The following is a 12,343-nucleotide window of genomic DNA, read 5'->3' on the forward strand; positions in this document are numbered from 1 at the left end:
AGAACGGCAATAAGACTTAATTGTGTTAGCAAAAATCAGGGTTTTTGATAATGATAAAAACGGTATTAAATAAAGCTTGGATGTGTTAATACTACGTTATCAAAATAGCTTGTAGATTAAGCCTGTTTTAAAACTGATGCATATGGGGGAAAACCCCATATGCATCAGTTTTAAAACATTAGATACTTTATTTACCAAGTTAATACTAGTTACATCAGTATAGGAAACAGTGGAAATCTAAATCTTTGTTTATATGTTAATTACCTCAAACGTATCCCTTCGAAGGCGTTTATAACCAAATCATGTACATAGGAATCATCCAACTTTTCACCAGTTACTAGCAAACGATAAAAAATTGGTCCATAAATGAGATCGATGCTTAATTCAATATCGAGGTTTTCTTTTAATTCTCCTCTTTTAATTCCCTTCTCCAGAAGTTGCTTTGCTTGCAGTCGACGTGGCTGGAAGTATCGAACACGATATTCCTCTGCTAGTTTCGAATCAAATTGTCCTTCGCCAACTAACTCATTGATAATGGTTCCTTCTCGACTGATTAAAAAATTGGCTAAACTTGTGGCGTGAATTAAAATATCATTCAACGCTGAACCTGTGTCAGGTACAGGCAATCTGGCGGCAGCAGCAGAAAGAAAACCATCCATTACCACAGCAGCCTTATTTGGCCACCATTTATAAATCGTAGCTTTGCTGACTTTAGCACGTTCTGCAATTTTATCGACTGTGACTGCTTTAAAGCCACTTTCCAATAATAACTCATAGGACGCAGACAGGATGGCCTTTTGGGTTTCAATATTACGTGGTCGACCTCTTTTACTTTGCACATTAATCATTCCTTTCAAAACATAAACTATACGTTTAGTATACTTAATACGAACAAAAAACGAAATAGCCTATTTACAAAACTGAACGTATAGTATATATTTTAGTTAATTAATGAACTGTACGTTCAGTTTATTAATTAACTAACATCTTGTAATGGTATGGATATATTTAGGTTCCAAAAATCACAAATTACATTGCTAAAAAACATTTAGAAAAGGGGGGGGGGAAAAGAGAGGAAATTGGACCTTTTAAAAGCAGAATGGAAATTAGCTCAGACTTAATTTATTACAATAAAAAATGGCATCGCAGTAGTACTTGCCAAAGTGATTTAGTAATTTTGAAATAAAAGTATGGGAGGAAATACTTATGTCTAATTTTAAAAATAAAGCAATTGATAAGGACATTTCATCAGGTTTAATCATTCTTTTAGCAACTGCATGTGGTATTATTGTGGCTAATCTTTATTATGCACAGCCTTTAATTGGGCTAATTAGTAATGAAATTGGGCTTTCTAATAGTAGCGCTGGATTAATTGTAACGCTGACTCAAATTGGATATGTTGTTGGCTTATTATTTCTTGTGCCTTTGGGGGATATTGTTGAGAATAAAAAATTGATACTTATATTGTTATTTTTAAGTGCATTTGCACTCATTTCTATGGTTTTTGTAAAAAGCGCAACCTTGTTGTTAATTGCTTCATTCTTTATCGGACTGGGTTCGGTCGCAGCGCAAGTGCTCGTACCTCTTGTATCATATCTTTCATCTGAGAATGCACGCGGTCGCGTAGTTGGCAATGTCATGAGTGGTCTGTTATTAGGTATTATGCTTGCGCGACCGATCTCTAGTCTAGTAGCCGATATATGGGGATGGAATGCAATATTTGCTTTATCTGCTACTGTAATTATTGTTTTAGCGTTTGTATTATCGAAAGTACTCCCTACTAGGAAACCAAAGGCAAAAACAAATTATATAGCCTTACTTAATTCAATGTGGCAACTGCTACGTACTACTCCAATTTTACGCCGTCGCGCCATTTATCATGCTTGTGTATTTGGGGCTTTTAGTTTATTCTGGACCACTGTTCCATTATTATTATCTAGTCCTGCTTTTCATTTTTCTCAGACTGCCATAGCATTATATGCACTTGTCGGAATTACAGGTGCAATAGCCGCTCCAATAGGTGGTCGTCTAGCTGATCTTGGCTGGACACGACCCGCCACTGGGATAGCTCTCACTGTTGTTATTATTTCTTTAATACTCCCACTTTTTATTCAAAGTAGCTCGTCCTTTGGAATAGCTGTTTTAGTAATTGCTGCAATTCTGTTGGACATGGGAGTATCTGCAAACCTTGTGCTTAGCCAACGTTTAATTTTCTCGTTGAGTCCAGAAATTCGTAGTCGATTAAATGGGCTATTTATGGCTATTTTCTTTTTAGGAGGTGCTGTTGGATCCTTTATTGGAGGATGGGCATATGCCTTAGGAGGATGGAATCTAACATTATGGATAGGAATCGCTTTTCCGACCATAGCCTTGCTTTATTTTGCTAGAGAAGAATAGTTTTATAATCAAATTTAAACAGCCCGGATTCGTTTGAATGCTTCTTCATTGGTATGTCCGAGCTTTATAGTTTAATTGCGTTTATTTTGAAGTTTTTATATCAGAACCAGACTTTTTTTCTATATTGCTGTAATTGTAAAAGACTCACCTTGTTGAATATATTTGAAATGTAATAAAAAAGAGCTTGTGCCAAAACACAGACTCTCTTTAAGTTGAAATGAATATAGCCACCACTTTAGAGAAGGAAACGGTAGAGCGAATAGAATATGGCTAGATTTAATCTTTAAAAATGAACTTCATCAGGTGATCGACTGCAATAAAATTGATAAAGAAGATTATTTACTGCAATAGAACGCAGCCCAATTAAAGATATTGAAATTAAGCATTTACTCCAAAATGCATTAGTAGATGAAATAAATAGTCATGAAATATTCATGAAAAGTATTAATATTAGTTACTATTATGAGGAATATACCGAATATAATATAGAGGATTTATAAAACAAAAAGGGCTGAGATAGCCCTTTTTGTTTTACACTTTGACGAGTATTTTTTATAAAAAAATACGTTATTCTTTTTGTAAAATTATAAGAAAGGATGGCGTTTTTGTATATCTATTTCTGTATCCGATGAATTACAACTATTTACTTAAGAAATTCAAAGATTTTTATCGCCAAATATCTTACGAAATTTTGCCAGAGAGTTTGGTTTCTTGCGATGAACCCGTAAATTTCAAACAAAAGATATACCCAATTCATGAGTAAGAATGAAAAAAGAAAAAATTCTATAATGTTTTATTTAATATCATTTTATAGGGAAATTCATGTAATTAAATATGAAATAATACATATTATAATAATTTATTAAGATAAAATGTTATATTTTTGGGTGGAATATATAAATGGAGGAAATGTAATGAAGAAGAATTTAAAATTTACCCAAATGATGATTGGGATTAGTACAATGGCATTATCATTTGGAAGTATTCAAACACAGGTATCAGCAGAAGAAAAAGTACCCTATAATATCTTACAGATGAAACCAATGGGAACAGAAACTTCAAAAGATGAAATTGTACATGCTACAAAAGCGGACGAAACTTTGAATTTTGAAGAGCGTTTAAAAATAGGAGATTTTTCACAACGTCCTACTCTGGTTATGAAACGTGATGAAATTCAATTAAAGCAAAGCTATACTTTGGCAGAACTGAATAAAATGCCTAATAGCGAACTCATTGATACATTATCAAAAATTTCTTGGAATCAAATTACGGATTTATTTCAATTCAATCAAGATACGAAAGCATTTTATCAGAATAAAGAACGCATGAACGTTATCATTAATGAATTAGGACAACGAGGAAGGACGTTTACGAAAGAAAATTCAAAGGGCATTGAAACATTTGTTGAAGTATTACGTTCTGCTTTTTATGTGGGATATTATAATAATGAATTAAGTTACTTAAAAGAGAGAAGCTTCCATGACAAGTGTTTACCAGCATTGAAAGCAATCGCGAAAAATCGAAACTTCACATTAGGTACAGCTGAGCAAGATAGAGTAGTAACTGCGTATGGAAAATTAATTGGTAATGCCTCTAGTGATACTGAAACAGTACAGTATGCGGTAAATGTTTTAAAACAATATAATGATAATCTTTCTACGTATGTAAGCGATTATGCGAAAGGACAAGCCGTATATGAAATTGTAAAAGGAATTGATTATGATATACAGTCTTATTTGCAGGATACGAATAAGCAACCTAATGAAACAATGTGGTATGGAAAGATTGATAACTTTATAAATGAGGTTAATAGAATTGCTCTCGTGGGGAATATAACAAATGAAAATAGTTGGCTAATTAATAATGGCATTTATTATGCAGGTCGTTTAGGGAAATTTCATAGTAATCCATACAAAGGATTGGAAATTATTACACAAGCGATGAGCTTGTATCCTCGTCTAAGTGGACCTTATTTTGTAGCAGTAGAACAAATTAAAACAAACTATGGTGGAAAAGATTATAGTGGAAATGCAGTAGATCTACAGAAAATACGTGAAGAAGGGAAACGACAATACTTACCTAAAACATATACATTTGATGACGGATCAATTGTCTTCAAGACGGGAGATAAAGTAACAGAAGAAAAAATTAAGAAATTATATTGGGCAGCCAAAGAAGTAAAAGCACAATATCACCGTGTAATTGGTAATGATAAAGCGCTAGAACCAGGTAACGCTGATGATGTACTAACAATAGTAATTTATAATAATCCAGATGAATATCAATTAAATAGACAATTATATGGATATGAAACAAACAACGGTGGAATTTATATTGAAGAGAAGGGGACCTTCTTTACATATGAGCGTACGCCAAAGCAGAGTATTTATAGTTTAGAAGAGTTATTCCGTCATGAATTCACTCATTATTTACAAGGAAGGTATGTGGTTCCTGGTTTATTTGGAAGCGGAGAAATGTATCAAAATGAACGATTAACTTGGTTCCAAGAAGGAAATGCAGAATTTTTTGCAGGATCTACACGTACAAATAATGTTGTTCCGCGTAAAAGTATGATAAGTGGCTTATCATCTAATCCAGCAAGCCGTTATACAGCAAAGCAAACTTTGTTCTCAAAATATGGATCATGGGACTTTTATAAGTATTCCTTTGCACTACAGTCATATTTGTATAATCATCAATTTGAAACATTTGATAAGCTTCAAGATTTAATCCGTGCAAACGATGTGAAAAATTATGACTCATATCGTGAATCATTGAGCAACAATACACAATTGAATGCAGAATATCAAGCGTATATGCAGCAGTTGATTGATAATCAAGATAAATATAATGTACCGCAAGTAACAAATGATTATTTAATTCAACACGCACCAAAGCCGCTAGCTGAAGTGAAAAACGAAATTGTGGATGTAGCAAATATAAAAGATGCCAAAATTACAAAATATGAGTCGCAATTCTTTAATACATTTACCGTGGAAGGCAAGTACACAGGTGGTACATCAAAAGGTGAGTCTGAAGATTGGAAAGCGATGAGTAAACAAGTAAACCAAACTTTAGAGCAGTTATCCCAAAAAGGTTGGAGTGGTTATAAAACAGTTACAGCCTATTTCGTAAACTATCGTGTGAATGCAGCTAACCAGTTTGAATATGATATTGTTTTTCATGGTGTTGCAACAGAGGAAAAGGAAAAAACAACTACTATAGTAAATATGAATGGACCATACAGCGGGATAGTAAATGAAGAGATTCAATTTCATAGCGATGGTACAAAAAGTGAAAATGGAAAAGTTATTTCTTATCTATGGAACTTTGGAGATGGTACTACAAGTACAGAAGCAAATCCTACCCATGTATATGGAGAAAAAGGAACATACACTGTGGAACTAACAGTAAAAGATAGTAGAGGAAAAGAAAGCAAAGAACAAACAAAAGTTACTGTAAAACAAGATCCGCAAACAAGTGAATCTTATGAAGAGGAGAAGGTACTCCCGTTTAATACGCTTGTAAAAGGAAATCTGATTACTCCTGATCAAACAGATGTTTATACGTTTAATGTTACAGATCCAAAAGAAGTAGATATTTCTGTGGTAAATGAACAAAATATTGGGATGACATGGGTGCTTTATCATGAATCAGACATGCAAAATTATGTAGCTTGTGGTGAAGATGAAGGAAATGTTATAAAGGGGAAATTCGCAGCGAAACCAGGTAAATATTATTTAAATGTATATAAATTCGATGATAAAAACGGTGAATATTCATTATTAGTAAAATGAATTTATTTCTAACATGTATAGAATGGCTATTTTAAAGAGGAGTCTGTTAATATAGGCTCCTCCTACTTTTTATTTACATATGGGGGGAGCACCACATCACCATCAAGCTAATATTTTCATATACTCCTAAATTAAAATTTTCTTTCTCTACAGATAATTATTCTGAGAAGCCGCTCATTTTTTCGTTTTGGGGGCATTTCTTTTTCTTAAGTTGATGGGCATGTATGGTGACTTCTATTAGACGATAGTGAATGAACAATTTCGGGGTTCAGTTCAACTTTTTTCTAAATTAACATAAATACTTGCAATATTTAAATTAGTACTATATAGTTCTAGTTATGACAAAGGTAAAATTAATGAATCAAAAACGTGTGATTGAAGTAGCTGCAACATTATTTTTAGAAAAAGGGTTTGCTTATACAAGTATGGATGAATTAGTACGTGTAAGCAAAGTTTCAAAGTCTAATGTGTATTATCACTTTTCTAATAAGGAAGTATTATTAGAAGGGGTTGTTGATTATTGGATTGAAATGTATCAATCTGCAATTGATGACGTACTTTCTCAGAACCAATTTTTAGTTGAAGATCGTATCCAACTGTTTTTAAAGCAATTATCACAAGGAGTTCAATCGAGAGAGTATAAGGGAAGCTGTCCATTTATTACTCTTTATATTCAAAGTCCTACACAGGCCAAGCAAATAAAAGAAAAAATAGGTCTTTTTTTTACAGGATTACAAAAGAAAGTTTCTCTATTACTTAAACAAGGGGTAGAGAATGGAGAATTCAGAAATACGATTAATATTGATGAGGTTGCATCACTTTTTATTACAAATCTTGAAGGAGCGTTATTTATTTCAGAAACATTGAAGGATGCAACTGTAATTACGAAAACAGCAGATCATTTTTTAAAATTGCTTCGATAAAAGAAGCATTTTTTTTACATCAAATTAGTACTAAGTAGTACTAAAAGGGGGATTTTATATGAGAACAGTATTTTTAACTGGCGGAACAGGCTTTATTGGAAAGCAATTGGTAAAAGAATTAGCCAAAGAGGATGTTAAAATTCTTCTTTTAGTGAGGTCGAAAAATAAAGCAACACGCCTTTTTCAAGAAAGAGGCATCTTAAAAAAGGAAGTTATGCACTTTATTGAAGGTGATTTGACGAAAATAGATTTAGGTCTAAGTGCTGAAGATAAGGAGAGGGTATTGAAAACGGATGTGATTATTCACGCAGGAGGCCCCATGGATATTCAAGCGACAAGTAAAGAGGCAGCTTCCGTATTTTTAAATGGCGCCAAACATATTAGTGAATTAGCTAAAAGTATTCATCAATTGAAGGGTTTGCAACAATTTATTCATGTTGTAGGCTATATGAGTCCTTTTGATGATAAAAATAGCAAGATTGCAATTGATGTGTTTAAAGAAGGAAACAATTATTTGAAAATAAAAAATCCATATGAGAGAACAAAATTTTTAGCAGATCTTTATATCCGTCAGCAGGCATCAGCAGTAGGTTATCCGCTTTCTGTAATTAATCCGCCAACTGTAGTCGGTAGTAGTAAAACAGGGAGTACAGAGCAGATAGCAGGATTAGGTTTGCTTGTGATGAGTATGCGAAGAGGGCTCATGCCAGTGATTCCTGGAGGTAAGGGATATAGGTTACCACTTATTTCAAACGATGAGCTTGCGAAGTTTATTGTGCAGGTTTTCAGATTGGAGCAACCGACTATTCAAACATATACACTTGTTGAAGACAAACAGTACGATCAGAACATTGCTGAATTATTAAGTATTATGTCGGAAAGTATGAATATGAGGGCACCAAAAATCTCTGTTCCAATGCCATTTATGAAAGCAATTATGAATAGTGGAGGAAGTAAAATAACAAAAATTCCTTCTGATGGACTGAATTTTATTACAAAACAAAAATTTTTAAATGTTTCAGCGAAAAAAATTATGGGAGGAGATTGGTTTAAGAAGACGAGTGTAATGAAATTTTTCCCTGCCGTAGTAGCTGATCTGGATTATCGAATGATGTATCAAAATGGCCGGCATAATCATTTATTTAAACGAACATTATGCGATAACACTACCCTTTACCAATTACAAGGAAAGGGTAAACCGTTTATTTTATTACATGGTTTATTGAGTGATGGAGAGGATTTATTTCCTTTAGCACAAGAGCTTCATGAAAAAACTGGTCAACCTGTATGGATTTTGGATCTTCCAGGTTTGGGACGTTCTCCTTTTAAACGAGAGAAAAATCTTCTAGATATCTATTTGAATGTAGTGAAAAAATTATTGGAGAAAGCTACTAATGGTGCACATCTAATTGGCCATTCATTCGGTGCGTTTATTCTTCTGGAAGCATTGGTACAAGAGTACATAGATAAGAAGTATTCAATCACTTTACTTCAGCCGCCTGTTGTTAAAAAAAATGCTAAATCGCTAAAAGTTCCTCAATTTATGAACAAATGGAAATTAAAACTGGCAACTACTAATTTGATAGGGCGATATTTATTAAGTAATGGTTTGTTTGAAAGTATGGAGAGCATCCCTGAATATTATATTGAAAAAATAAGAAACAGTTTTACTTCTCCTAGAATTTTAAATACTACGGTTCAGCTTAACAGTTTACTACTAAAAAATGATCAAGGTGATTTCAATGAAGTAACAAAGTATAATCTTCACATTATTTGGGGGGAGTATGACAGAGGCTATTCTGCTCCATCGCATCTTGGTAAGGTTGATTTTGTTCCATATGGCCATCATTTTCCTCTTAGCCATCCGAGTGAAACGGCAACATTAGTAATAAAAAATAGTAATATTAGCAGATGAGAGTGTGGGATAAATAAAAAGTGTGTAGTAAGATCGTTGTGTCTTTGAAATAAAATCGTACTGTTTGGGGTCACGCGAACAAGACGCGAATTTTGCACGCTAAGCAAAAAAACAATAAGCTGTCCACATGGACAGCTTATTTACATTATTCTTGTTATTGGAAGTTATTTTTAACTTTTCCTGATCTGAAAGAGTCAATCTTTTTTTGTTTATATAATTTATCAATAATTATTCTTTTTTCTCCGGCTGATAGGAAAGAATAACGACACCTGAACTGGTCGTTCTTGTTTCGATCAGTTTTAAAGCCTTTGTATCGTTTCCGGTTTTAAAGAGATGCTTTCCGCTTCCCACGATAACAGGATTGACCATAAAATGATATTCATCAATGAGGTCGTGTTGCATCAATGTCTGTATAAGCTCACCACTACCATAAATTAAAAGGTTCTGACCGGGCTGTTCCTTCAGTTTCGATATTTCTTCTACAATATTACCCTTGATAAGATTTGCATTCCATTCGGTTTTTTCCAAAGTTGTTGAAGCAACAAATTTAGGTATGCTGTTCATCTTATCAGCAAAACCCTCTTCATCAGTCATAGAAGGCCAGGCAGCTGCAAAACCTTGATAGGTTACTCGCCCTAGTAGAAGCGCTTCACTTTCAAACAGTAAATCGGATTGAAACTTTGCTACTTCTTCATTGAAGTATGGAGCAGTCCAAGCTGGTTCCTCCATGACACCATCTAGTGAGAGGTACATCGATACAATTATTTGTCCCATTTTGTTCTCCTTTAATTTTAAATTGGGATTTTTACATATTGGTAACACAATTATTAATTCTCCAGCTAGAGAAATTCTCCCTTTTTGATAGTTTCGACAAAATGTATTTATATATGTTTCGGAATAATCTAATATATATTAATAACTTTGAAATATTGTATAACTTCTAATTTTTATGCATTATTGATTAGCGTTGCTTATTGTGCTAACGAATCAGGATAGTGTGGCGACTGACTAAATAGTTGCTTATCCTCAATTATTAGAAGGGAAGTTCTATTATTTCGCGAATTTATTAGACATAGACGAGTGCTATAATTTTCTATATCTACATAAAGAGGTGACTACGCATGAATCAAAGACCGTCAGAAGTAGAATATGCCGGGAGCTCCGGCGAATATATCCGTTTGGTGCCGGACGGTAACATCATCGATATTCTGCTCGCCCAGGAAAAGCAAATGACCGAGCTCCTGGCATCGTTGACCGAAAGCCAGGCCGCATATCGGTATGCGGAAGGGAAATGGACGCTGAAAGAAGTCGTAGGCCACATTGCAGACGCGGAACGCGTCATGACCTACCGCCTGCTCCGGTTCGCAAGAGGGGACCAGACACCTCTGACTGGTTTCGATCAGGAATTGTTCATACCTCCTTTCGGAAGCTGGACAACCGCGCAATTGGCCGAAGACTACCGGGCCATACGGCAATCAACGATTACATTGCTGCGCGGGCTACCGGCGGAGGCGTGGACCCGCAAGGGCACAGCCAACAACCTAAGCATTACGGTGCGCGCCCTCGCGTATGGCATCGCAGGACACGAACTTCATCACATGGGGGTCATCCGAAACCGGTACTTGAGTTAATCGTCGGCTGAGGCCTTTGGAATGGAACAAACACAGCTCATACAACCTTAGATACCGTTGTTCTTATTGGGGTCCCGCCCCATCACCATCAAGTTAAGGGTGCTAAGAGGGTATATGTGAGAGTTATTTCTTTAAATTTCTACGACTGTATTAAAGATGGGCATAACAAATAAGCCTATTAAATAGGTATTTCAAAAAATATTATACAACTTTGAAACTTTGTGACAACGTATAATCATACACAACACCTAAGATATCAAAGACGGTTTTCTTTTCGTACCGGTGAGATTTTCGCCCATTTTTCTCTAAAAGATAAAACAAACGCAGTAAAACTTTTAATAATTCATGAATGTCCTTTTGTAATCCTTCATAAAACAATAGATAATAATTCTTTATCATATAGATGGATTTGTATTCACTTAGCTCTTTCTTTTTCTTATCCAAGAGTAACTGACGCATTTTAAACATCGTCGATGAACAGAGTAAAATACTAATGAGTTGCCCATATAAATGGCATTCTAAGCGTTCTTTCTTGATTTCTTTACACTGGTTAATTTGAAAGAAAGATTTCCATGTTTTAAATAAAATTTCAATTTGCCAACGTAATGAATAGAAGTCATGGATATGTTCCGTTGGAACATTTTCTGCAGAAAGATTCGTAATATACACATTGATTCCACTCAACCGTTTACTCCGTTCTTTGTAGATAATACCTTTCTTTTTTTCTCTTTTGGTTTGTTCTTTCAACCTTTTTTCTGTTTGTTCCTTTGTTAATCGATGAATAATAACACGAGCTGGTAATTTTTGATACTGTCCAATGTATACCTCTGGAATCTCCATTGTTTGACCAGGGGACAATTGATTCATGAGTTCTTCCATATCTAACTGAATATAGAGTGTTCCTTTCTTCACGGTCCCATTTCGAAAATACTCTGGCTGATCATTCTTACAATAGATTCGAGAATTTAATTTCAAACGTGAGACATAGTAAGCTCCTTTATCATGGATCTTCTGTAAGTCATGTAAGTCGAAATAGCCTAAATCTCTTATGTACAAGTCTTTTGGTTGAATGGTTTGTAGGCTTGTTGAACCAAAGGTTTTATCATTTTCTCTTCCTTCTCCTACATAAACGTGCAGGAACTTTCCACTCAATAGGTCATACTCCAATTGAATTTTAACTCCTGCCGTATGGCTACTTCCACCTGAACCTTGATAATGTGAAGAAAACTTATCTGGAAGCTGAAATGTTGTAGAGTCTAGAATCCGAATGTGCTTAAATGTCGTGGTATATTGATGAATTATTTCTTTTGTTGAATGAATTCTTTGAGTTAGAAGGTTAGCTAGAACTTGTTCAAGAAACTGTACTGCGGAAGCATTAAATCGTTGGTTAAGTCCTTCAGGGCTGATAAGAATACCTGTAGATACTTCAAGGCAGCTACATAATTGTGTGAGTGATGTACTTGCAACCTGTTGACTAAGCCATACACATAAAGCAACTAACTCCTGTGCTTGATATTTACTCTTTCGCTGAACGAATCCTTTTTCTTTGGCTAGGTGTTCTAGAACATGAGGAGACATATGTCGTTGTAATTCTTCAGCAATCGGTTGAAGTTCGTCAAGGATCGAAAGATTCATAAAGAGACGCCATCCTTTCCTATAATTCTACAGAAAGGATAACGT

The 12,343-nt window shown here is 34.6% G+C and carries 8 protein-coding genes and 1 pseudogene; 6 read left to right on the plus strand and 3 right to left on the minus strand.

All coding sequences use genetic code 11. The features are described from left to right. Positions 1–260: 260 nt before the first annotated feature. A complete protein-coding gene (locus H6481_RS12145) occupies positions 261–839 on the minus strand; it encodes a TetR/AcrR family transcriptional regulator (protein WP_001190900.1) in 579 nt (192 codons plus the stop codon). Positions 840–1,206: 367 nt separating this feature from the next. Here H6481_RS12145 and H6481_RS12150 point away from each other — a divergent pair, with 367 nt between their 5' ends. From H6481_RS12150 to H6481_RS12165, 5 genes and pseudogenes are all read left to right on the plus strand, one after another. Continuing rightward, on the plus strand, positions 1,207–2,397 hold the full coding sequence (locus H6481_RS12150) for an MFS transporter (RefSeq protein WP_182811819.1): 1,191 nt from the start codon (positions 1,207–1,209) through the stop codon (positions 2,395–2,397). 211 nt (positions 2,398–2,608) lie between these two features. After that, a pseudogene (locus tag H6481_RS29120) lies at positions 2,609–2,897 on the plus strand (cell filamentation protein Fic); the annotation flags it as partial. Between the two features lie 414 nt (positions 2,898–3,311). Beyond that, positions 3,312–6,194, plus strand: coding sequence for a collagenase ColA (gene colA / locus H6481_RS12155; protein WP_182811821.1), 2,883 nt, complete (start codon positions 3,312–3,314; stop codon positions 6,192–6,194). Positions 6,195–6,550: 356 nt separating this feature from the next. Further along, positions 6,551–7,117 carry a TetR/AcrR family transcriptional regulator gene (locus tag H6481_RS12160; protein WP_142306958.1) on the plus strand — a complete coding sequence of 189 codons (567 nt, stop codon included), beginning with the start codon at positions 6,551–6,553 and terminating at the stop codon, positions 7,115–7,117. Positions 7,118–7,175: 58 nt separating this feature from the next. After that, positions 7,176–9,032 carry an alpha/beta fold hydrolase gene (locus H6481_RS12165; RefSeq protein ID WP_097988159.1) on the plus strand — a complete coding sequence of 619 codons (1,857 nt, stop codon included), beginning with the start codon at positions 7,176–7,178 and terminating at the stop codon, positions 9,030–9,032. Positions 9,033–9,260: 228 nt separating this feature from the next. On the opposite strand, the gene H6481_RS12170 is transcribed toward H6481_RS12165, so the two are convergent. Beyond that, complete coding sequence (locus tag H6481_RS12170) at positions 9,261–9,806, minus strand: dihydrofolate reductase family protein (protein WP_000529753.1); 546 nt, start codon at positions 9,804–9,806, stop codon at positions 9,261–9,263. 347 nt (positions 9,807–10,153) lie between these two features. Here H6481_RS12170 and H6481_RS12175 point away from each other — a divergent pair, with 347 nt between their 5' ends. Next, positions 10,154–10,663 carry a DinB family protein gene (locus H6481_RS12175; RefSeq protein WP_097988160.1) on the plus strand — a complete coding sequence of 170 codons (510 nt, stop codon included), beginning with the start codon at positions 10,154–10,156 and terminating at the stop codon, positions 10,661–10,663. Between the two features lie 201 nt (positions 10,664–10,864). Here H6481_RS12175 and H6481_RS12180 read toward each other — a convergent pair whose 3' ends face one another. Further along, positions 10,865–12,298 (minus strand): IS4 family transposase, encoded by a 1,434-nt coding sequence (locus tag H6481_RS12180; RefSeq protein ID WP_001053926.1) that lies wholly within the window; start codon positions 12,296–12,298, stop codon positions 10,865–10,867. Between the last annotated feature and the right edge of the window lie 45 nt (positions 12,299–12,343).

The organism is Bacillus sp. ME78 (assembly GCF_903970865.1).
Lineage (GTDB): Bacteria > Bacillota > Bacilli > Bacillales > Bacillaceae_G > Bacillus_A > Bacillus_A cereus.

What these genes read in the sequence shown, in the direction of transcription:
- H6481_RS12160 (WP_142306958.1), top strand. Translation starts at nt 6,551, where the DNA reads ATGAATCAAAAACGTGTGATTGAAGTAGCTGCAACATTATTTTTAGAA.
- H6481_RS12150 (WP_182811819.1), top strand. Translation starts at nt 1,207, where the DNA reads ATGTCTAATTTTAAAAATAAAGCAATTGATAAGGACATTTCATCAGGT.
- H6481_RS12170 (WP_000529753.1), bottom strand. Translation starts at nt 9,806, where the DNA reads ATGGGACAAATAATTGTATCGATGTACCTCTCACTAGATGGTGTCATG.
- H6481_RS12165 (WP_097988159.1), top strand. Translation starts at nt 7,176, where the DNA reads ATGAGAACAGTATTTTTAACTGGCGGAACAGGCTTTATTGGAAAGCAA.
- H6481_RS12175 (WP_097988160.1), top strand. Translation starts at nt 10,154, where the DNA reads ATGAATCAAAGACCGTCAGAAGTAGAATATGCCGGGAGCTCCGGCGAA.
- H6481_RS12180 (WP_001053926.1), bottom strand. Translation starts at nt 12,298, where the DNA reads ATGAATCTTTCGATCCTTGACGAACTTCAACCGATTGCTGAAGAATTA.
- colA (WP_182811821.1), top strand. Translation starts at nt 3,312, where the DNA reads ATGAAGAAGAATTTAAAATTTACCCAAATGATGATTGGGATTAGTACA.